This is a genomic window from Paenibacillus sp. cl123 (assembly GCF_900101595.1).
Lineage (GTDB): Bacteria > Bacillota > Bacilli > Paenibacillales > NBRC-103111 > Paenibacillus_G.
On record NZ_FMYY01000028.1, the window covers coordinates 20,775 to 41,949 of the forward strand.

The window sequence follows — 21,175 nt, forward strand, 5'->3', positions numbered from 1 at the left end:
GTTTCGCCTTACAAATCTTATTATAAACCGCTTGCCGATTTGGCGAGAATGATGGATCTTCCTTTTTCGTTTGATGAATCTTACTGTTTTTATGAAAATAGAGCCTTCTTATTTTTAATTTCCACTTTGTGGATGTCCTGTTATAATGGAGGGATCATGGTGATGGTGACTATATCCGAACGTAACGGGGCCAAACAACATTCAATGCAGGAGGTGCTATGAAAGTTGGACATGGAACAATTATTTGAACAATCGCCGGCTCACATGGCTTTATTTGAAAAAATCAGAAACCTTTGTCTGTCATTTCCCGGTACAAGTGAACGGCTTAGTCATGGGGCGCCCACATTTTTCGTAAATGAGAAGCATCCATTTGTACATTACCGTGTCAATCATCATGGTGACGGGAAAATTGCGCTATGGTGCTCAGCGCCAGCCGGCGTTCAATCGCTGTTGATTGAAGCAACTCCCGAAATTTATTTTAAACCCGCTTATGTGGGACATCTGGGCTGGGTTGGGATGAGGCTGGATCGAGAGGCAGATTGGACCGAAATATCGGGAGTAATTGGAGAGGCCTATCTTAATAGGGCGCCCAAGAAATATAGGGAAATGGTAAAGGAGCTTAAGGAGAATTTGTAGGTGTTAGGGATAAAGAAGGGGATGTGTATGAATATTTTGGTACTTTTGCTTTTATCGGTATTTTCGTGGAATGGATCGGGCGAGGGGGGATACACGCTCCGTCCCGCCGCTCCGAGTAAGTTCCTTTTAACATGTGATCTATGTCGACCGGGACTTTAATGTTTGTCAGTCCAATCCTTTTTATCGAGCTTATAATAGTTATAGCTTTCGTTATCAATCTCGATAATACTTTGAAAGGTAAAACCACATTTTTGTATTACCTTATTGGACGGAACGTTATTTAATAGAGCAATAGCACTAAGCACCTTAACGTTCGTACTGTCAAATAAATAATTAATCAATCCTTGTGAGGCTTGGGTTGTAAATCCTTTACCTCTATGATCTTTAGAAATTGCATACATGATTTCTCGATTTGGCGGTAGCAATTCGTCTTTAATTCCTGAGCAACACCAACCTATAAATTCTCCCGTTTCTTTCAAGATAATTCCTAATCGAATACGGAGTTCGCCAATGTCTTCACTTCTCGCTACAGCATTCAAAAACTGTTTATTTTCTGGAATCTCATAGTTGATAAGCCAGTCTTCTCTTTGCTCTTTCGATACGTTCCAGCCTGGCAAACATTCATGTATTTCAGGCTGCCAAGTGAGTGAATGAAAATCATCTAAATCAGTAACTAAAAGTTCTCGCAGAATTACATTTTTACATTCAATCATAAAAATGTTTTCTTTGGAATCGGAACGAGCAGTAATGCTCATATTACCATCTCCCTTTACATAACTGAACTATTATCTATCGTACATCTCTAAGTGAATCTATTGCGAGGTTAGAATCACTATAATTGTTTTTTATTAGCTAGGTCTGTCGGATTCGCTGCTATATGACAAAAGCCAATGAGGGTTTGTGAATACAAGAAAGTTTATATGGAGGGAGTGCGTACATTGCCGGATAAATTGCTTAGTCAATATCAAACCCTAAGTAACAAGATTGTTTGGGGACCGGTGGAAGCAGAGTTTGTGCTGGGCAATGATTATTCTGCTGAAATGATAAGTAACGTAAATATTGTACCGATGGTGGGCGATCAATACGTACTGATTAAAGCCAAAAACGGAGGTTATGAACTCCCGGGAGGAACATTAGAACCTGGTGAGTCCATACTGGATGGATTACGGAGAGAAGTTGTTGAAGAAGTTGGGGCTGAATTAGTTGATTTCCATGTTTTGGGCCATTTCCAGTGCACATCTAAATTAGAAAAACCATATAGACCTCATATCCCGCATCCTCAGTTTATTCGGTTGATTGGATACGGATCTGTAAAAATAATTGGGGACCCCACCAACCCTAACGACGGTGAACAAATAGAAACCGTTGAGCTTGTTTCCATACATGAGGCAATAAAGAAGCTCGAAGAAAATGATAGATATGATCTTGCCGATCTGTATAGACTTGCTCATGATAAAAGAAACACAATGCTATAATAACTACTCTGGCATACCGGGATATTCCTAAACAAACGAAAGGATTGTATACAATGGGCAGAACTTTAGTAATAAGTGATATCCATGGTTGCTACGAAGAGTTTAACACCTTATTGGAATTAGTTCATTTTAATAAGAATGAGGATTTACTGTTGCTCCTTGGTGATTATGTAGATAGGGGAATGCAAAGTAAAGAGGTTGTTGAGCGGGTATGGCAACTTGTGCAAGGTGGAAATGTCGTTGCACTTCGGGGAAACCATGACCAAAGATTCCTCGACCTTATGACAAGCGAAGATGAAGTAGTAAAAATGAAATTTATCCAACATGGTGGACTTCAAACATTGGAAAGTTATTGTGGTGATTCGTTATTAGAGAGCATGTCAATAGAAGAAAGATTACAATATGCGGTAGCGTACATAAACAAGAGGTATAAACATCACATATCTTTTTTGAATAGCCTTCCTTTTTTCTACGAAGATAGCGACCATATTTATGTCCATGCAGGATTGAATCCGTCCTATGAAAATTGGAAGCAACAATCAGAACATGACTTTATGTATATTAAAGAACCATTCTTCAAAAATCCCACAGTGGTAGATAAGATTGTGGTGTTTGGACATAGCAAAGTAATAGATATACATGAAAAGGCTGATGTATGGTTCGCTGAAGACAAAATTGGTATTGATGGCGGATGTGCATATGGGTTTCAGTTGAATTGTTTGGAAATAAAAGATGGGAATTACAAGACTCACTTCACTCTGGCGAATTATTCTAAATGACAGGAAAAAAAACCAGAGAAAAGTCCCGATGATAAATACTTCATCGGGGCACAATCTCATATCTCTTTGATATTTCCCAAAATACTTCCTTCAGGATTTCGTCAACTTCTTTACTGGGTACTTACCTTCTATATTTTGCTGGACATACGAAATGGTGCATGAGTACTGACACGTTGTGTGATTTAAGGATATACTCAATCTAATCACAACGTCTCCTTCTGTTTTTATCTTATGTACTCGATATAGCTCAAAGCCTAAGTTACTTGCGCAGCAAGCTGCGGAGAATTAGACCCGTAGAGATTAAGTCAGCGAATGCGAGTAAAATTAATCTGCCTTTTTGGCCAGTCTGGTAGTTCTATATCACCAGGATCAGGCCAGTCCCAATCGCCAGGTAGTTCAATACGATCGGGCAATTTAATTTCTGGCCATTGTTCGGATACTTTTTTAAATGCGTCTTTGATTTCATCTTCCGAAAAGAAATCCTCCATGGATTCAGCGATATCATTTGTAGATACATCACCAAGATTTAATGAAAACTTCTCAGCTACTTGATAATTACTCCATTTCCATTCTTCAACGGCAAGTTTAACAATGGTATCTAAAGGTATGCCGATTCTTTGATTATGCAAAACCTTAAGGATATCTTCCTGTTTTACATACAGAATTGACATTCCTGAGGCAATTTGTTTGTAATCCATACCCAATATCTTTAGATTCTCTGCTGTTTGAAGAATTGCTAACCACCGATCGGCTATCTCTTTTTCTACAGCGTTAAATAATCCTTTGACGTTATCTTCATATGAAAACTGAGCAAATTCTAGCTCTTGAAAAATATCAATAGGTTTAATTTTTATAATACTGCTTAATAAACTAGATATATCGATTGGACCAACTCCCCAACCTTTAAGGGTTTTCCCCAGTCTATCTACAGCAACAAATATTTCATTTGCAATTTGCTCAAGCCAGTTAGGGATGTCAATTTTATATTCATCCGGTAGCTGGAATTTATCTCTTGCATTTTCCTTCAGTTGATCTAAAATTTTTCCTGGAACTTCGTTGATACTTGTTATTTTGGAATTAATTGTAACTGATGCTGAGATAGTTGGTAAGGACCCTATAGATAAATGTGCATCTGCCTCTAATATAAACTGATTTTGCTCTGCAGCTACTTGAATATTACCTATAATGTCGGTTCGTCCGAGATTGACTGTAAAGTGTTGACCGAGAAGACTTACATTAAGGGTTTCGCCAGAGAAATGAAAATTAATATTTGCTCTTGTTTCAATTTGTTTTTTCAAAGTATTGAGCTTGCACTGCATCTTGAATTTATTTATTTTTTCTATTTCAAAATCAAGTTGAAAGAGCAACTCCTCTTTATAAATAATTACATTTACACCTTGTTGTAGTACATCAAGAAAAGAAACTTTTCCTGAAAACAAAACTATTTCGCTTCGTCCAGTTGTATCAATGGATACCGCTGGACCTGAGTCCCCTTTAAAATTCGTTATTCTTAAAACATCTCGGCCTATTTCAATTATATCGGTCTCCCCAGCTGCAATTAAACCTTTTTCATAAATGACTTGAAGTCTAAACTTTACAAATAAACCAAGCAAATCTACTTCAGCATAAACTCCAAATCCGGGCTCGAAAAGACCGAATTCACTCAGATAAGGAGTAGGCGGGTTTACTAAATACAATTTAAATTGTTTAATTAGAATTTTTTTAAAGAATGGTATGTTTTCTGTATTATAGATAGTTAATTCATTAATAATCCTCGATAGAGGAATTCCTTGACCCTCAGAATGTTTCATTTCTGTGCAAAGAACGACAGGAATCTCACCGTTTTTAAATAATGTATCTACACTAATTAAGATTTGATCTTCCTTTGTCTGCCCTAATCCTAATTCTCCAAAGAATCCTATGTCAAAACCACTAGGCTCGATAACTAAAGTTACCCCAATTTTTCTAATCGTAATGTTTCTAAATCCGAAAGGTTCTTCCCAATAATCAACGCGATCAGGTGAACCATTTTTACGAACTCCTCTGAGGGAAAGTTTGAATATTTGTTTTGTATTTGGAACAATAGTTCCACTTCCTTCTAATTCAATAATGTCATTGTTCGCTGCGATTAATATGTCACTACTAAGTGTTAGTATTTGATGCTTCGGAATGAAATGGAGTTTTTGATTACTAAACGTTATTATTCCTTTTACTGTCTGTTCAACAACTCTGTTATAGGCTAAGATATCTTCCGGCACCAATCCATTATTCGGTGTGTTCTTGAACTTAATAAGGAAATTGGTTTTTCTCGGTAAACCAATAACATTCCTTAATATATCTATTGTAGTTCCAGAAAGTTCAATTGCCGAAAATAAAATTGCACCTGAAGGTAACGTATCGGGAATTTCGTTAATATTGCTTAATTCGCCCTTAGGTATTGAATTTACACTGGACAATAACACACCAGAGTTGCTGAATTTAAATTCAATACTTAATAGATCTTTTATATACTTTATTAAGTTACGAGCATCTCTTGGTGAATCATCTTTTGGAAATAACCAAGCACAAATAAATTGAGCCTTTTGCGATCTGAGAAAAAACTCGATTTTTGTTTCAAACTGAGTCCTTGCTTCCTTTCCATTTACAAAAATCATTTCATTTTGATCGTCGTACTTTGGAGTTATGGGCTTTAGGAGATACATAATTTCGGCTGCAAATAAATTCGGAAAGGTTTGAAGAGTTGTTCGGTCATCAGAAAAATTTTCAGGAATAAACACAAATTGCTGAAATTCGTCGATACTGTATTCAACAAGTTGTTTTAATTTTTGATAATTCAAAATAACTCACCTACCCTATTAGTTTTGTTCTCAAGGTATTTTAACCATAAATAACCTATGTAATACATATAAATCCAAATATTCAATGTTGCCCTCAGTGTAGGGAGCACTCTTTTTATGTAGTGTTTTGGTTCGCGTCCATTTAACGGGATAAAAAAGCGAAAGCTCCTCATCCAAGAGGTTACAGAAAACCATAACTATGACCATTTTAAATCTCTATAATTGTAAACTCATGCGACTGGGCTTGGGATTGAATTTATATCCGGTCCATTTACTTTCTAACTTTTTCAAGTATAAAAAGCTAACGTCACAAATACTTTCCGACTTTTCTTTTTCTAATTGATTTTTCCAGTCGCAAAAACAAAATAAAATCCGCAATGACGGACGACGAGCCGTACCAAACTTTCCGACTGGTGTGTGTTCAACCCAGCGGCGATGAAGTTCCATTCCGCTTCAGGGTCGGTTTCAATCCGATGATCGACATTTCTGGCAAAGTCGAATTCTTCGCGGGTCGGAGCCGAGGCGGACGATACAATCCTGCCCAATGGATGATCGGGCGGGCCTTGGCGCTCGGATCTTCGCAGGCAATGGCTACGATCTGAAGCATCTGCTGCTCGGTGAAAGTCGGCGGCGCTCCTGGTCGCGGCTGATCACTAAGCAACTACACGATGGCGGCTTCCAGTTCCTCCAGATGCACTTGTTCGATGCGGCATAGTTCCGAATACCCTGATCCAGAGACCACGCCAAAGAACCACCTGAGGACGGTCCAGCGGCAGGAGCTGGCTATTTGCCGTTACTCAAAATCCCTTTTTAAATGGAGTCTATTCTTAAAGGAAAGGAGCTGGGCGCAAGATGAGAAATTTAATCCAGCGGAAAATATGAAGCGATTCATCGTTGAGCCCTGTTTTGCAACCATTTAACGGTCCCAATGAAGCCTGCCAGTCCTATCAAAAATACCAAAAAATAACTGATGCCTGCTAAGGGAAATGATGCGACGCCGTGTTCCTTCAAATGCAAAGCAGGTACAGACCAAGGCAGATATGCGCCAAGGGCAGTAGGCCCGAATACCAACGCCAGCATCAAAGTTGTAAAAGCAAAGCCGATCGGCACCAGATAACCTCGCGATATACAAGCCAATAAGGCAAGTGGGGCGCTTAATAAAAGGTGGAGAGAACCGATGATAAGTATTAGGAGCAAATAATGTTGTACAATCGCAAACGAAAAGCCAGGAAGTCCAATAGCAAAGCCAAGTACTAAAGCATAAGCAAAGCTGATCAACATCATGATAAAACACCAGAATATAATTGCGGCATATTTGGCAATCGCGATTTTACCGCGCGATATAGGCAAAACGAGCAAATCCTTGAGCGTCCGATCAGAATACTCACGGCCAAATGTCCAGCTTGTCACCAATCCAAACCCCAGCAGTCCAAACACGGATGCATACAAAAACGCAGTCCGTTCAAAAAAGGCAGGCCAATCGGGCTGTCCCACGAACAACGTGATGACAAATAAGATAAACAGAAGCGTGCCCCATAAGACAAAGGATCGACGCAATTTGTAAACTTCAACGCGACAAGCTGTCAACAATGATCCCATTTCATTTCCCCTCCTCAACTCCGATTACTTTGAGAAAATAATCTTCCAAATTCTCTTCTTCAATATTAAGCATAGTGAGCGGCACATCATGATGGGCAAGCAATCTTGCAATATGTTCGGGATGCTTCACGGCATGATCATCCGGTAGTGCAAGGCGGTTATTCGAAATCGGATGTACCGCATACCCGGAATCTGAAAGAATAGCTTGAGCCTTCCGGGCATCCTTCGTTCCGATCATCAGCTGCTTTCGGCGGATGGTTTCAAAGTCTTTTGTTGTCAGTTCTTCTAGCAATACGCCTTTGTGAATAATGCCGATTCGAGAAGCCATTTTGGACATTTCCTCAAGGATATGGCTCGATATAAACACGGTAATCCCTTGTTGAGAGGCTAGAGCTTTCAGCATTTCCCGTATCTCGACAATTCCGGCTGGATCAAGGGCATTCGTTGGCTCATCAAGAATCAGAAGGTCCGGCTTATGAATTAAAGCTTTGGCCAATCCAAGTTTCTGCGCGTTTCCAAGCGACAAATCTCTTGCCTTGCTATCCGCATAATGGGTCAAATTCAATTGCACCATAATTTCGTCTACTGCCCTCGGAACCGGTAAGCCTCGCAGCCTGGCCATCAAATTCAAGTTTTCCCTTACCGTAAAGCTAGGGTAGGCATAAGGAACTTCCACCATATAACCTACTCGTCTCGACAATTCGGGATTCCCAATCGCCCAGCGCTGACCAAACAAATACACTTCTCCGGAAGAAGGCTTGCTCATTCCGAGAAGAGCTCGAATGGTTGTCGTTTTCCCTGCGCCATTCAACCCCAAGAATCCATAGATTTCTCCTTTTTTAACGGAAATCGAAACGCGATCTACAATGACTTTATTTCCGTATTGCTTTGTCAGATTAACGGTTCGAATAATTTCTTCCATAGAAACAGTCCTTTCCTTATCTGAGATGTTGCAAAAGATCGCCGCCGGCTTTTCCAATCAACTTTTGCTATAAATGAAATTCAAATAATTCAAGATCGATGCGGTATCCTCAATGGAGGTACGCAGTGCGATGTAACCGTCGGGACGAATCAATACGAGTTCTTCACTTGCTACATCGTAAATTCGATAGGCATTCCCTGCTGTGTCTATTATGCCTTCCGTCCCCACCATGTTCGATGGCAGGATAGAATGCACATGGAGTTTATCGTTGGTGAAGTTCTTCAGAGAGGGATAGCTGCAGTTTGCAAAAGCCAACAGCGTCCAGTGCGTGCCGCGCAGCAGGTCAAAGACACTTCCTGCAAACCTGGTACCTTGCAGACCCGTAGCATTAGGAGCACGATCCCCGGGAAATAAACGGGTAACATTTGTTCGGGCAGACGGACGGGTAAGAGTACTAGAGCGGTAGGAAACGAGAAGGCCACTAGTCAGATCGTCGGATCGGCATCACCGCAAGGAAAACCCGGTCGCTGCGGTAACATTCAAAGCCCTGTTGGTCCGGCCCCGACAATGAGAACATCAACTAAAGATTGTGTGGTTTGCATGGTTAAAATCCTCCTTGATTATTGATTTGATAGGTTGTATTTGATATACTACACCGTGCAGTGTAATTTGTAAAGTGGTAACTCCCATCGACTTTTGATAGTATACTCATAAGGGGGAGACTTCAGGATGGATACTACGGAAAACAAAAAAATCCGCAAAGGCTCTTCAGACAAACGAGCTAAAATTATTGCGGCGGCACGAGATCTGTTTCTTTCGGATGGATTTGATCGTTCCAGCGTCGATGCGGTCGCAGCTAAAGCGGGAGTCTCCAAACGGACAGTTTATGATTATTATGGCGACAAACAGAACTTACTGCTTGCCGTTGTGGAAGAAACCAGTTGGGCGGTTCTGGACATGATTAAGCAAGGGATTTCAGACTACCTCCAGGAATTCGAGGATCTGGAGCAGGCGCTCATCTTATTTTGCGAACAATTCGTAGCTTCTGCGAACGGTTCGTCCGATTACAGCGCTTTGATCCGTCTGGTTATGATGGAAGCCGCCAACCTGCCAGCCTCGTTTTTAGAAAAGCTGGATAAGGCGACGGAAGAGGGGATCATCAAGAGGTTTACCGAGTTTGGACAAGCCGGACTGCTCGATGTGCCCGATCCTGAAATGGCTACAAAGCATTTCTCTGCATTAACGTTTTTATTGGTATTTAATCAACCGATAAGAACCGGGACATTAGAGGAGGAACAAACTAAACGGATCATCACGGAAGGCGTACGTGTCTTTCTCTGCGCTTATGCGCCACATACCGTTCCAAACAAAAATCAGCCATCATACTAATGGCGATTATCTGGCAGAGATCTGCTCCGTGTGCTACTCGTTTGCCAAGCGATAAAGCTATCCGGGCCGCTAATCGGATCAAGGGAGAGAATGGAATGAGGAATTTGGATAATCATGCTTTTTTGGAATCAAATGAAAGGGGGCCCAAGACAACAGGAAACTCACAAACGTAATCGTATATGGTTACGTTTGTGAGTTTGCTCCTCTGGCGTTCGTGGTTGATGCACGGGAATCCGCTCCGCTTTGGATTGACTATAAAACCTGATTAAGCTTGCTTTCGGGTTCTTCACCGTTGTTTATATGGTTTATATTCTTCAAAAAGAAGTCATATCTGTTTTTATGGAACTTGACACCATCTGGCATGCCGGCAGTATGGGGAGTAAGTATGACATTACTCAGATTCCTTAGTTCACTATCCATGGAAAGCGGTTCAGATTCAAACACATCCAAGCATGCTCCTGATATTTCTTTATCTTTTAAAGCAGCTATTAAGTCATTTTCATTGACAATCCCGCCGCGAGACGTATTGATAAAAAGTGCGGTATGCTTCATCTTTTTGAATACTTCTTTATCGATCAATTGTTTGGTTTGCGGATTTAGTGATGTATGTACAGTAACTATATCTGATAGGCTTACATGATTATCGAAATCCGTCATTCTTACAAGGCTGTCAGGTTGTACAACGGCATGTCTAGCATTAACCAGCACACTCATACCAAAAACCCTGCAAAACTCGGCTACTTTTTTACCCACAGCACCAAAACCGATAATTCCTATCGTTTTCCCCTTTAGTTCACTTCCTGTATAATCCAACTGTTTTTCATCTATTCTTGTTTTCATAAATCTATCAAGGTAGGGTATGTTTTTATAATAAGACAACACCAGCGCCATGACATGCTCGGCCACTGCCTGCGCATTCACTCCTGCAGCATTAGCTACCCAAATACCTAGTTGCGTGCAGGCATCAATATCTACATTATCATACCCTGCGCCCGTCTGTACCAGTTTCAATTTACTTGCCATGGCAAGTAAGTCGCGATCCACTTTGATATGTTCAGGTATGATTACCTGGCAGTCTCCAATATGATGCAGCATTTCTTTTCCCGGCGGCACAATTACAATGTCCCAGTCATCAGGAAAATGCTTTTTAATATTTGACTTTGATATTGCTGTAAAATGTCCTACTACAAGTATTTTCATTGTCAATCCACCTCCAATTTCTTTTTTTACCCAGCTTGCCCTCACACGTATACCGGCCCCGCCAGCGGCTCCAGGACAAGCTGCGTTTTCTTACTCGCTTGCTTTGTTTTTTAGCTGCAGGGGAAATTCCAGGACCGCTTCCAACCCTTTCTTATGCGGCTCGCTCGAAAGATGGAGACGGCCCTGATGCGCGTTAGCAATCCTCGCCACCATCGGAAGCCCCAGACCGTGACCTTGCTGGATAGACCTCCGCCTTTCTAACGAATAGGGTAATTCGGTAATCCTCATCAATTGTTCCGGCGGGATTCCCCGTCCGTTATCTCGTACGATCAGCCGATACTGGGCGCGGTCTTTGTCTAGAAAAGTTTCTAGTATGATTTTACAGCCTTGGGGGTTATGACGCACACTGTTTTGGACAAGATTATTGATTGCCCGCAGCAGCAATTTTTCATCCCCGTTGATCGCGACCGCTTCATCGGTCAATACTAATTCAATGTCATAGTGAGTCCCCAAGCCATTATTCAAAAAATCCGCGACAACCTGTCTGGCTAAAGCCGATAACCGGACACTTTTTAAATGCAAAGGCTGCATGTCATATTCAAGCATGGAGACCAGGTTCAGATCGTTTACAAGCGAGCGAAGCTTCTCGCCTTGACGCCGGATGATCCCGGCTTGATACCTATGCTCATGCGGCAAGTCCGCATTGTCCTCCATTTCGCTTGAATAACCGAGAATCATCGAGAGCGGAGTTCGAATATCATGAGAAATTCCCGCAATCCAGTTGGAGCGGGCTTCATCCCGTGCCTTCAACGCAGCCGTCTTGTTTTGAAGTATGGTTGACCCCGCATTAATGCTCTGGGCCAAATCGCCGAATATACCTCTGGTATTCAGCCGGACTGCTTCATCCTTCGCAAGACTATGGACACCCGACACAAGAGGACGTATGCCTCGCATGAGTCGCGTTCCCATAACGATGGAAACAAGCAGAGCCACAGCCACGTTAATAAGCAGCAGCCACAAAAGTCGTAGGGGCAATGATCTTACCCAGTCGGAAAGAAAATTCAATTGATACTTTCCGTAGCTGGTTTTAGGATACCCTACCACAATCAAGCCATCCTTATGCGTCCAAATATAGACAGGATAATCCATTAGATAATAACGTGAGAACTTGGCTACATCGACCAGCCTATAGCTTCGCGGAACATCATCCGGCAAATGATAATCCCATTGCACATAGCCATCACCATCGAGCAGCATAGCCCAAGCTTGATTGTCCTGAAGAAGCTTGACGACGTGTTTTTCTAATATATAGTTGTTTTCCTCCAGACTTACGCTTTCGGCCACTTCCTTAACCACGTCTTCTGGGGATGGCTTCTGATTAATTTCTTTGAACACCAGGGTGCCCAGCAGGATGAAGTTAAAAATGAGAAGAAAAAATGAAACCAAGATGGTCGTGGCGACAAACCGGCGTAATATACGAATAATTCCTTCCACTTATTGCTTCTCCGTAACCAGCAGTTTATACCCTAAACCCCTGACCGTGTGGAGGTAGACCGGGTTCGATGGAACGGGCTCAATTTTCTCACGGACTCTTCGGATATGGACCATCAATGTATTTTCGTAACCAAAACTGTCATCTCCCCATACAGCCTGGCATAAGGCATCACTTGTGACAATTCGTCCCCGGTTCTCATACAGCTTTACAAGAATGGCATGCTCCTTGGCTGTCAAGGGCAGCTCCTCTTGTTTGTTACGTACGATAGCGCTATCGAGATCAATAGTCTTTTCTCCAAGTCGGAAGACAGTCAGATGATCTGTCACGGGAGAGGAGTAGACCCGCCTTAAAATTGCCATTAGTCGCAAGACCAGCTCGCGCGGCAGAAACGGCTTCACGATATAATCATCCGCTCCCAGTCCCAGTCCGAGTAACCGATCTTCGTCTTCTCCGCAGGCGGATAGAAAAAGGACGGGGATATCTGAGAATTGTCTGATGGATGACAGCAGCGAAAATCCGTCTCCATCAGGCAGCATGACATCGAGAATCGCGATATCCGGCTTGTCCCTTCGGCAATTTGCAAGAGCAGAAACGCAATCCCCAGCTGTATAAACGCGAAAAAAACCTTCTTTTCGTAAAAATCTTTCGATCATCAGTCTGATCTCCGGTTCATCATCAACAATTAGAACTTTTTTATCTTTTACATGATCCATGTGCGTCACCCGCCTTTTATTATACATGAACAAGAGGATGGTCAGTATGTTCCCGAACCGATTTAAGGCTCTTGTAAGGTTCTCTTTAGATGGAAGAAAGGTGGAATGATTATAGTTGAAGCGGGGAGAAACAAAAAAACGAAATGGAGCTGACTTTTCATATGAGTGCTTCCGATGTTGTGCAAACACAAAATTTGACCAAAACCTATGGGGAGATAAACCGCGTAAACAAGGTCGACCTTCATGTCAAAGAAGGAGAAATCTACGGGTTTTTGGGCCCAAACGGTGCAGGAAAAACAACCACACTAAAAATGCTGCTCGGCCTGATCAAGCCGTCCGGGGGGACAGTTAAGATATTCGGGGAAAGCCTGGACAAACACCGCCCGTCCATTCTTAAGCGTACCGGCTCGCTTATTGAATCGCCCTCCTACTACGGGCATCTGACGGGTCTTGAGAATATGAGGGTCATGCAGCGCCTTCGGAATGTTCCAGATCAACATGTAGACGAGGCGCTTCGTATCGTGAGGCTGGAAAATCATAAAAACAAAAAAACGGAACAATACTCGCTCGGAATGAAACAGCGGCTGGGAATCGCTATGGCCCTGCTTCCCTTCCCTAAGCTGCTGATTCTAGATGAGCCAACGAATGGTCTGGATCCGGCAGGCATTGGCGAAATCCGCGAACTCATCAAATCGCTGCCCGCTCGCTACGGAATGACGATCCTGCTCTCCAGTCACTTGCTATCGGAGATCGAACAGATCGCCACCTCAGTAGGTATCATTAGTGAAGGGAATCTGCTGTTTCAGGGCAGGATGTCAAGCCTGCAGGCAAAAAGCAGAACCGCTATCAGCTTAAAAACCTTTGATAATGTCACAGCAGAACGGCTGCTTATCACTCAAGGCTTCAGTCCGGTCCAAAGCGGCGGCCGGCTTGAGTTCCACGATTTGGAGGACACAGACGTGGCTGAGATGAACAGATTGCTCGTTTCACGCAGCATTCCTGTTACCCGGATCGAGGAGCGAAAGAAAAATTTGGAGGATATTTTTCTTGAGCTGACGGGAAAGGAGCGGAGCTTGTGATCAACATGCTAGGACTGGAATACTACAAAATCCGCCGTAAAAAGCTGTGGATGATGGCTACATTCTTGATTGCCGCGGAGATATTGTGGGCCATCATGTCCATTAGCATGTCCATTGCCCGTAATCCGGATCATATCGTTTGGGCGTCTGTCTTTTTCAGCATTTCCTCCATGAATGGACTTTTTATGCCGATTATCTCGGCCATTGTTGTCTCCCGTACTTGTGATATGGAACATAAGGGAGCCACTTGGAAAATGCTTGTTGCTACCGGTGCGAGCCGCGGCCGCCTTTATGCGGCCAAGTATATATGCGCAAATAGCTTGCTTCTGTATGGCGTCCTTGCTCAGACCCTATTTATGATTGCTTTCGGCTTGATGATGGATTTTCCCGGTGGGCCTCCTATCGATTTGCTGACCAAATTTATAGGGGGAACTATGCTGACGAGCCTTGCTGTTACTGCCCTTCAGCAATGGATCTCTATGGCTATTAAAAATCAGGCTTTTGCGCTCTGTCTTGGCATGTTGGGCGGATTTATCGGAATGACTGCCGGGATGTTCCCGGCTATGGCCCGGCATCTGTTTATCTGGTCTTATTATTTGGAGCTCAGCCCGGTTACCTTTGTATATGCCGAATCCTCGAGCGCCTATATGGTACAGCCTATAGGTCTAGGGTTTGTGATAGCCGCGGCAATCATGACTTTTTTGTTCTACACCGCCGGAAACCTTCATATTACCCGGCAGGAAATCTAAGGAGGAAGTGCTGAATGAAGCAAAGTATTTCCGCTGAATGGCTAAAATTACGGCATTCCCGGATCGGTCTGGTACTCGCAGTCCTTCCCATCCTAAGCTGGCTGATCGGATGCGCGAATTACTACTTTAACCAGGATGTTCTACAAAACGGTTGGCACAGCCTTTGGACCCAAGTGAGCCTGTTTTATGGTGAGTTTTTCCTGCCTATCTTGATTGCTATCTGCTGTTCCTATGTATGCAGACTGGAACAGCAGAACCGGAATTGGAATATGATATTGGCTTCTCCGGTCACGGTCGGATGTATATTTCTTGCCAAAATGATTGTCGTTAGCATTTTAATGCTAGCTGTGCAAGCGCTGTTTATGGGGCTCTACCTGCTTGCAGGCACCTTTTTCTCCATACAGGAGCCTTTCCCAATAGAAACACTAGGATGGGCGTTTCGCGGATGGTATGCTTCTCTGTCCATTAGCGCTTTGCAGCTGGGACTGTCACTGCGGTTCCGCAGCTTCGCAACGCCTATCGGTATTAGTCTGTGTGCGGTCTTTACAGGTCTTGGCATGTACTTGGCCAAGCTTGGCCTATTTTTTCCGTTCTCCCTGCTCACCATCGGCATGAGCGTATTGAGCCAAGATAAGCTGACAGCGGTACAGAGCAATTTATTTTGGGTGATGAATATGGTTTTCATTATTACTTTTGTGTCCATGTCTATTCATCGGTTAAAGACAAAGGATGTAATCTCGTCCTAATGCCAAGGAGGCTTTATGATGAAAAAAATAAGGTGTGCTGACACCTGAAAACCCTGCGGGAAAAGCCGTTTATTATACGAGGGTAGCTGGTTTTGGCGTTCAAAATGAGCAGGGACGTTATGATTAGGTTTTGCTTGCTTATAATGGCTTATATTCAGCTTCTAATGCGGTTCAACAACATTATCAAAATTAATGTTACCCGGATAGACATGGAGAACATACATTCTATCCAATCATAAGGACATGTGGTAAGATATAGAAATACCTTTTAATCTTGCGCAGGTAATGGTCTTCCTTGCACATCCGTATAGCCGTGTGTTTATAGCATTCGGTTATTTTAATATTAAGGAAAGTACTTCAAATTTCTAGAAAAGGCGGGAGCGCTATTCTAAAGGCTTGTTGGCGATATTTTCTGTATGTCGTAGAGCACAAGCTCAATGTTCTTGTTGAATGCTGGAAAGAAGGCTTATATCTTCAAGGCATCCTACATGATTTGTCTAAATTCCTGCCTAATGAATTCTTTCCTTATGCCCGCAAATTTTACACCAATCAGAAGAATGATGAAGCAGAGTTGAAGTGGAAGTACGCGTGGCTGCACCACCAGCACCATAATAAACATCATTGGGAGTATTGGGTAGTCAATCAGAATAGTAAAGAAGCTTTAAAAATGCCCAGGAAGTATGCTATAGAAATGGTTTGTGACTGGCGTTCATTTTCAAGAAAGTGGGGAAGAAAAGTAAAGGAATCAACCTTGCCGGAAAGAATGATGGAGTCAGATAAAATCATACTTCATCCGGAGACAAGACAAGAACTATTACTGATTTTATCTCAAAAAGCCGAGAATACTCCTTCCTCTCAAGGGAGGAGATGAATCGGCGGTTCGGCATGTAGCCGACAGTTTTGATAAGTTAATTACGTTCAGAATGGGGGCAGTCGCAATTATTTCTCAAGCTGTCATTTTTAATCCTCCTCATTTGCTTATGGTGAAGCAATATGTTGAGCGAGGAGACATTGTTTGGAATTTCCCAGGTGGCGGAATCGAAGAGGGGGAAACCCCCGAGGAAGCTTGTGTAAGAGAAGTTCAAGAAGAAACTGGTTATGTAATCCAGATCGTCGACCTGTTACACAAGCAACATGGAAAATATACATTCGCAGCAGAAATAATTGGAGGAGCTATTAAAACTGAATTTATTGAAAAGTATAATGAGGACATTATTGAAGTGAAATGGATAGATGTTGGAGATTTGAATTACTTTGATAAAATAACAAACCCGATAAGAGATTTAATAGTAAAAAAACAAAATTAATAGGAAAGGCGTGGATTTTGTGGATGTTTCCGCTTTATTTATTGATAGCGTTCTAAGTAAAGTTATACCGGAGAGAAAATGGTTTGTTCAATGTATAGAACAGCTAGATGAAGAGGATATCACTTGGGCGCCGACCAATGAAAGCAACAGCATTGCTAATCTTGTTTCTCATATTCGAGGTACTGTTCACTCAAGAATCGAAATCTTGCTTTTTGACATACCCGATACAAGGGAAAGAGAGAAAGAGTTCGAAAAGGGCCTTATCTTGACTAAAGAACAGGTATTAAGGATTGGAATGGAAGCTTTTAACTTAATCATTCAATACTTAGAGAAAATGAAAGAACAGCCCCAGCTGCTAACCTCTCAGCCCTATTTGAAAAAACCGGCACTTACCTATAGTGCTTTTAACAACGAAACAACAGCCATGAATCTGTTAATCCAAATGGTAAGAGAAGTTCATTTTCATACAGGACAAATTATTTATATCGCCAAGATGAGAAAAGGAGAACTGAAGTGGAAGTATGACTAATGACATTAAGTGATCTCATAATAAGCGGAGGAGAGTTCGAAATGGATAACAAAACCACTATTTATTTGGTAAGGCATGGGCAGACAGAGTGGAATGTGCATCATCGCATGCAAGGACACCAAGATTCTCCTTTAACAGAGTTAGGAATCAGACAAGCCGAATGGTTAAGCGAAGCTATTTTTAATGAGGCCATAGATGTTATTTATTCGAGTTCAAGTCCTAGAGCACAGAAGACTGCGGAAATTATCAGGAATACTCGAAATATTCGTATGTTCGAAAGTGATGACTTAAGAGAAATTAATCTTGGAATTTGGGAAGGCAAAACCCAGTCGGAAGTGAAGGAATTATTCCCGGAGGAGTTTCGTAATTTCTGGGAGGATCCGGGCAAGTTTTGGGTAGAAGGAAGCGAAACGTTCGAGGAAGTAGCGACTAGAAGTATTGGTGCATGTAAGAGGATTGCAGAAACCCATGCGGGAAAAACCATCCTGATTGTAACTCATACCGTTGTAGTTAAATTGCTGATGGCTTACTTTGAAAACAGACCATTAAAAGATATTTGGAACCCTCCCTATATACATCCGGCTTGCTTAAGTAAAGTAGTACTACACAATGATGAAATGGAAATTATGATGCATGGGGATACAACCCATTTTAAAGAAAAACCTGTAGAGGGTTAGTTCTATCTCATGTCAATCGGGAGATGATGTAGGATGATTTGTCAGATCAACTATTGAAGCCATATCTTAGTAAGGTTTTTTAGCGTGCCTCATCTTTTGGAACGGAGGATTTTATTGACAAAAACAAAATTAATCCTTTTGGAGGGCATCCCGGGTTCAGGGAAAACAACCACTTCGCAGTTGCTGTATGATCATTTAAAAGAACAAGGGATAGCTTCGAATCTTTATACGGAAGGCTGCGAACATCCCATAGACCTCCCCTTTCACGCATTCCTTTCTCTGCACGAATATCATACATTACTAGGAAATTATCCCGAACAAACCGTTTGGTTTAAACAGCATTCAATTATTGAAGCTGACTATGTATTAGTTCCCTATAAAACTTCTGAACTGAATCCAAGAAATGATGAACTGGTAACATTTTTGAGTTCGAGAGAGTTTTGCTATACCGACAAGGCTGCAGTCCCTTTTGATATGTTCAAAAAGGTCTTCTCCAAAAGATTCAAACAGTATGTTGCCGAAGTCCTAGAAAATCCCATATTAACCATTTTTGAGAGTGTTCTATTTCAACATCAAATTCATGATATTAATAGAATGTATCCGCATGTGGATGAGAACGAAATAACGGAGTATATCGGAGAACTGGCGAACATTATTAGTCCATTAAATCCGGTATTATTTTATATATCCCAAACTAGTGTTCAAGAATCGCTGGAACATACAGCACATATTCGTTCAAAGCCGCATTGGTCAGATCCGAAAACGATCGAATACTATATCAAACGCAAAAATCTGGAGCTTCAAGCGATCAATCGTCTTCCGTTTCGATCCTTCATTTTGGATAATTCAGATAGAAATTGGGATGACATGTTTGAACGTATTAAACAAGTTCTTTCAAACGCTATATGTAAAATGTGAGTATGATCGGGGAAGTGATTGTGATGGAAACAAAAGTGTACTTTGTCAGACATGCGGAATCGCCTTACACAGCGGGAATGGAGCGATCGAGGGGAATATCGGAGAAAGGAAAGCAGGATGCATGTAAGGTCAAAGAGACTTTGATGAGCGAAGATATTGAAATATTGATTTCAAGTCCATATGAAAGAGCTATCCTTACGATCAAGGGCCTGGCTATTGAATTGAATAAGGACATTATAGTAGAAGAAGATTTAAGAGAAAGGCAGCTAGCTGGAGAAGAATTTACAATACCAAAAGAAGAATTTTTAACTCGAAGAGACGAGTATATGAGGACTGGAATTTTTCGTTTCCGGGCGGCGAATCCAGCAAACAAGCTCAGGAAAGGGCTGCGCGTGTATTTAACAGGATGATTGAGGAGTTTAAAGGGAAAAGAATTGTCGTAGGAACTCACGGAGATATTATGACGTTAATGATGAATTATGTTGATCCTAGGTACAGCTATGAGTTTTGGCGATCTTTAACGATGCCTGACATTTATAAATTAGAATTTGAAGAGCATACATTTAAGAGTGCCACTAGACTGTGGAGTTGAATTTTGAATGAGATTTATACTGGAGGGCGTAACTTGATTATACGTCAGAGCAATAGGAATGATATGGATCAGTTAATCAAAATGAGATATGACTTTACGGCAGAGTTCAAGGAATTAGAGCCAAATCTATATGAATCGTTTTCGGTTGAATGCAGGTTATTCTTCGAAGAAATGTTTGAATCCGACAGATGGACTGTTTGGGTAGCGGAAATAGAAGGGAAGATAGTTTCACACGTATTTGTAGAAATAATTGATACCATTCCGAGACCAGGACGAAGTAAATCCCCTTATGGATATGTTACGAATGTCTATACGATACCCGAATACAGATCCAAAGGATTTGGGAGCAAGATCATGACAGAAGTAAATCACTGGGCCAAAGAGAACGGGTTAACTTTTTTGACAGTATGGCCTAGTGAAACCAGTGTGGAATTTTATGAAAGACATGGATTTAGAAGAGCAGAAGAGGTAATGGAGAACCATTTTATAAATTAGTGGAAATAAAAAGTGAGGAACTGCAATGACTACGTCTCCAAAACATACAGTGACCGCCGCCGCGGTTGTGTTGAATAAGAATAATGAGATTTTATTGATCAATGGACCAAAGCGAGGATGGGAAATTCCAGGCGGTAGAGTTGAAGAAGGAGAATCGCTTTCCTCTGCCGTAATCCGGGAAACTAAAGAAGAGACCGGAATAGACATAGAAATTATGAAGTTTTGCGGGATGTTTCAGAATGTAAAGGATTCCGTTTGTAACACGTTATTTCTAGGCAGACCCGTTGGGGGAGAGTTTAGAACATCGAGTGATAGCCTGGAGATTGGATTTTTCACAATAGAAGAGGCGTTACAGAAAATAACTTGGAAGAGCTTTAGAGAACAAATTGAGTATTGTATGGAATATAAAGAACAATTTTTAGTTGAGTTCAACAAACATCATTCTATGAGAAGGACATTCAGTGGGGGTATTGAGGAAGGCCCAGATTTCATATAACCCGTATTAGCACGGTGGGCCACATACTGAGCGAAGAAAGTAGGAGGATCTTAGTGCCACTTAATACGCGATTGAATCGAAGTACAAGTGACGAGGCCAATTACATAAGAAGAAAACTAATTGAGTTCAATTCCAAATACGTTTCAAACGACACGTATGAAGAAGTGAATCTATGTATTAAAGATGAGAATGAAGCAATTATTGCCGGGCTTAATAGTGCCATCTGCTGGAACTGGATGGAGATTGACATTCTTTGGGTAGACGATAACTATCGTAAACAAGGGCTAGGTAAGCGATTGTTAGAGGAAGCCGAACAAATAGCCAGATCCAAGGAATGTACATTCATTAAGCTCAATACGTTCAGTTTCCAAGCACCCGAATTTTACAAGAAACATGGTTACGCAGTAATGGGGATTATCGAGAACGCCCCTCAAGGGAGCAAGCACTACTATCTCAAGAAAGAGCTTAATTAAAGCGAAACTTTCTATAATTCGTTGACTATGCTTGTGCTCAAACTTATACTTCATGATAAGTACCTCTTT

General features: G+C 41.7%; 24 protein-coding genes and 1 pseudogene. 17 read left to right on the top strand and 8 right to left on the bottom strand.

Annotated elements, in window-relative coordinates; all coding sequences use genetic code 11:
* Positions 1-231 precede the first annotated feature (231 nt).
* Positions 232-636, top strand: a complete 405-nt coding sequence (locus tag BLR08_RS27130) for an MmcQ/YjbR family DNA-binding protein (RefSeq protein ID WP_256257672.1) — start codon at positions 232-234, stop codon at positions 634-636.
* A gap of 155 nt (positions 637-791) precedes the next feature.
* Here BLR08_RS27130 and BLR08_RS27135 read toward each other — a convergent pair whose 3' ends face one another.
* Entirely contained in the window at positions 792-1,391 is a 600-nt protein-coding gene (locus tag BLR08_RS27135; protein WP_072331675.1) for a GNAT family N-acetyltransferase, read from the bottom strand.
* A gap of 183 nt (positions 1,392-1,574) precedes the next feature.
* Between BLR08_RS27135 and BLR08_RS27140 the strand changes: the two genes are divergently transcribed.
* Both BLR08_RS27140 and BLR08_RS27145 read left to right on the top strand, forming a co-directional pair.
* A complete protein-coding gene (locus tag BLR08_RS27140; RefSeq protein WP_256257663.1) occupies positions 1,575-2,111 on the top strand; it encodes an NUDIX hydrolase in 537 nt (178 codons plus the stop codon).
* Between the two features lie 53 nt (positions 2,112-2,164).
* Positions 2,165-2,890 carry a metallophosphoesterase family protein gene (locus tag BLR08_RS27145; protein ID WP_072331681.1) on the top strand — a complete coding sequence of 242 codons (726 nt, stop codon included), beginning with the start codon at positions 2,165-2,167 and terminating at the stop codon, positions 2,888-2,890.
* Between the two features lie 52 nt (positions 2,891-2,942).
* Here the strand turns inward: BLR08_RS27145 and BLR08_RS31915 are convergent.
* The 4 genes and pseudogenes from BLR08_RS31915 to BLR08_RS27170 form a co-directional block, all read right to left on the bottom strand.
* A pseudogene (locus BLR08_RS31915) lies at positions 2,943-3,050 on the bottom strand (transposase); the annotation flags it as partial.
* 145 nt (positions 3,051-3,195) lie between these two features.
* Positions 3,196-5,727 carry a hypothetical protein gene (locus BLR08_RS27155; RefSeq protein ID WP_072331684.1) on the bottom strand — a complete coding sequence of 844 codons (2,532 nt, stop codon included), beginning with the start codon at positions 5,725-5,727 and terminating at the stop codon, positions 3,196-3,198.
* Between the two features lie 888 nt (positions 5,728-6,615).
* Positions 6,616-7,326: an ABC transporter permease gene (locus tag BLR08_RS27165; protein ID WP_072331690.1), complete on the bottom strand. Its 711-nt coding sequence runs from the start codon at positions 7,324-7,326 to the stop codon at positions 6,616-6,618.
* Position 7,327: 1 nt separating this feature from the next.
* Entirely contained in the window at positions 7,328-8,248 is a 921-nt protein-coding gene (locus tag BLR08_RS27170) for an ABC transporter ATP-binding protein (protein WP_072331693.1), read from the bottom strand.
* A gap of 729 nt (positions 8,249-8,977) precedes the next feature.
* Between BLR08_RS27170 and BLR08_RS27180 the strand changes: the two genes are divergently transcribed.
* Positions 8,978-9,637: a TetR/AcrR family transcriptional regulator gene (locus BLR08_RS27180; protein ID WP_072331696.1), complete on the top strand. Its 660-nt coding sequence runs from the start codon at positions 8,978-8,980 to the stop codon at positions 9,635-9,637.
* Positions 9,638-9,889: 252 nt separating this feature from the next.
* On the opposite strand, the gene BLR08_RS27185 is transcribed toward BLR08_RS27180, so the two are convergent.
* From BLR08_RS27185 to BLR08_RS27195, 3 genes are all read right to left on the bottom strand, one after another.
* Complete coding sequence (locus tag BLR08_RS27185; RefSeq protein WP_072331699.1) at positions 9,890-10,837, bottom strand: NAD(P)-dependent oxidoreductase; 948 nt, start codon at positions 10,835-10,837, stop codon at positions 9,890-9,892.
* 90 nt (positions 10,838-10,927) lie between these two features.
* Entirely contained in the window at positions 10,928-12,331 is a 1,404-nt protein-coding gene (locus BLR08_RS27190; protein ID WP_072331702.1) for a sensor histidine kinase, read from the bottom strand.
* Positions 12,332-13,045: a response regulator transcription factor gene (locus tag BLR08_RS27195; protein WP_072331705.1), complete on the bottom strand. Its 714-nt coding sequence runs from the start codon at positions 13,043-13,045 to the stop codon at positions 12,332-12,334.
* Between the two features lie 161 nt (positions 13,046-13,206).
* Here BLR08_RS27195 and BLR08_RS27200 point away from each other — a divergent pair, with 161 nt between their 5' ends.
* From BLR08_RS27200 to BLR08_RS27255, 13 genes are all read left to right on the top strand, one after another.
* The gene (locus tag BLR08_RS27200) at positions 13,207-14,124 is read left to right on the top strand and encodes an ABC transporter ATP-binding protein (RefSeq protein WP_072331891.1); all 918 of its coding nucleotides are present in this window, start codon (positions 13,207-13,209) and stop codon (positions 14,122-14,124) included.
* Positions 14,121-14,873 carry an ABC transporter permease gene (locus BLR08_RS27205; protein WP_072331708.1) on the top strand — a complete coding sequence of 251 codons (753 nt, stop codon included), beginning with the start codon at positions 14,121-14,123 and terminating at the stop codon, positions 14,871-14,873. Before BLR08_RS27200 ends, BLR08_RS27205 begins: the two co-directional genes overlap by 4 nt.
* A 14-nt stretch (positions 14,874-14,887) precedes the next feature.
* Positions 14,888-15,619, top strand: a complete 732-nt coding sequence (locus BLR08_RS27210; protein ID WP_072331711.1) for an ABC transporter permease — start codon at positions 14,888-14,890, stop codon at positions 15,617-15,619.
* Positions 15,620-16,031: 412 nt separating this feature from the next.
* On the top strand, positions 16,032-16,490 hold the full coding sequence (locus BLR08_RS27215; RefSeq protein ID WP_256257673.1) for a DUF5662 family protein: 459 nt from the start codon (positions 16,032-16,034) through the stop codon (positions 16,488-16,490).
* 52 nt (positions 16,491-16,542) lie between these two features.
* Positions 16,543-16,926, top strand: a complete 384-nt coding sequence (locus tag BLR08_RS27220; RefSeq protein WP_143014472.1) for an NUDIX hydrolase — start codon at positions 16,543-16,545, stop codon at positions 16,924-16,926.
* Between the two features lie 19 nt (positions 16,927-16,945).
* Positions 16,946-17,455, top strand: coding sequence for a DUF1572 family protein (locus tag BLR08_RS27225; RefSeq protein WP_072331717.1), 510 nt, complete (start codon positions 16,946-16,948; stop codon positions 17,453-17,455).
* Positions 17,456-17,496: 41 nt separating this feature from the next.
* Positions 17,497-18,132: a histidine phosphatase family protein gene (locus BLR08_RS27230; protein WP_072331898.1), complete on the top strand. Its 636-nt coding sequence runs from the start codon at positions 17,497-17,499 to the stop codon at positions 18,130-18,132.
* A 114-nt stretch (positions 18,133-18,246) separates the two neighbouring features.
* On the top strand, positions 18,247-19,050 hold the full coding sequence (locus tag BLR08_RS27235) for a P-loop NTPase family protein (RefSeq protein WP_072331719.1): 804 nt from the start codon (positions 18,247-18,249) through the stop codon (positions 19,048-19,050).
* A 23-nt stretch (positions 19,051-19,073) separates the two neighbouring features.
* The gene (locus BLR08_RS27240; protein ID WP_256257664.1) at positions 19,074-19,460 is read left to right on the top strand and encodes a histidine phosphatase family protein; all 387 of its coding nucleotides are present in this window, start codon (positions 19,074-19,076) and stop codon (positions 19,458-19,460) included.
* Entirely contained in the window at positions 19,352-19,642 is a 291-nt protein-coding gene (locus BLR08_RS32190; protein WP_371117762.1) for a histidine phosphatase family protein, read from the top strand. Before BLR08_RS27240 ends, BLR08_RS32190 begins: the two co-directional genes overlap by 109 nt.
* A 33-nt stretch (positions 19,643-19,675) precedes the next feature.
* Entirely contained in the window at positions 19,676-20,137 is a 462-nt protein-coding gene (locus BLR08_RS27245; RefSeq protein ID WP_072331722.1) for a GNAT family N-acetyltransferase, read from the top strand.
* Between the two features lie 25 nt (positions 20,138-20,162).
* Positions 20,163-20,633: an NUDIX hydrolase gene (locus BLR08_RS27250; protein WP_072331725.1), complete on the top strand. Its 471-nt coding sequence runs from the start codon at positions 20,163-20,165 to the stop codon at positions 20,631-20,633.
* 53 nt (positions 20,634-20,686) lie between these two features.
* Positions 20,687-21,106, top strand: a complete 420-nt coding sequence (locus BLR08_RS27255; protein WP_072331728.1) for a GNAT family N-acetyltransferase — start codon at positions 20,687-20,689, stop codon at positions 21,104-21,106.
* The last annotated feature ends 69 nt before the right edge of the window (positions 21,107-21,175 follow it).

Excerpts from the sequence above, each read along its gene's own strand:
- BLR08_RS27210 (WP_072331711.1), top strand. The coding sequence starts at position 14,888 with ATGAAGCAAAGTATTTCCGCTGAATGGCTAAAATTACGGCATTCCCGG.
- BLR08_RS27135 (WP_072331675.1), bottom strand. The coding sequence starts at position 1,391 with ATGAGCATTACTGCTCGTTCCGATTCCAAAGAAAACATTTTTATGATT.
- BLR08_RS27195 (WP_072331705.1), bottom strand. The coding sequence starts at position 13,045 with ATGGATCATGTAAAAGATAAAAAAGTTCTAATTGTTGATGATGAACCG.
- BLR08_RS27240 (WP_256257664.1), top strand. The coding sequence starts at position 19,074 with ATGGAAACAAAAGTGTACTTTGTCAGACATGCGGAATCGCCTTACACA.
- BLR08_RS27220 (WP_143014472.1), top strand. The coding sequence starts at position 16,543 with ATGGGGGCAGTCGCAATTATTTCTCAAGCTGTCATTTTTAATCCTCCT.
- BLR08_RS27185 (WP_072331699.1), bottom strand. The coding sequence starts at position 10,837 with ATGAAAATACTTGTAGTAGGACATTTTACAGCAATATCAAAGTCAAAT.
- BLR08_RS27230 (WP_072331898.1), top strand. The coding sequence starts at position 17,497 with ATGGATAACAAAACCACTATTTATTTGGTAAGGCATGGGCAGACAGAG.
- BLR08_RS27145 (WP_072331681.1), top strand. The coding sequence starts at position 2,165 with ATGGGCAGAACTTTAGTAATAAGTGATATCCATGGTTGCTACGAAGAG.
- BLR08_RS27170 (WP_072331693.1), bottom strand. The coding sequence starts at position 8,248 with ATGGAAGAAATTATTCGAACCGTTAATCTGACAAAGCAATACGGAAAT.
- BLR08_RS27130 (WP_256257672.1), top strand. The coding sequence starts at position 232 with ATGGAACAATTATTTGAACAATCGCCGGCTCACATGGCTTTATTTGAA.
- BLR08_RS27180 (WP_072331696.1), top strand. The coding sequence starts at position 8,978 with ATGGATACTACGGAAAACAAAAAAATCCGCAAAGGCTCTTCAGACAAA.
- BLR08_RS27250 (WP_072331725.1), top strand. The coding sequence starts at position 20,163 with ATGACTACGTCTCCAAAACATACAGTGACCGCCGCCGCGGTTGTGTTG.
- BLR08_RS27200 (WP_072331891.1), top strand. The coding sequence starts at position 13,207 with ATGAGTGCTTCCGATGTTGTGCAAACACAAAATTTGACCAAAACCTAT.
- BLR08_RS27165 (WP_072331690.1), bottom strand. The coding sequence starts at position 7,326 with ATGGGATCATTGTTGACAGCTTGTCGCGTTGAAGTTTACAAATTGCGT.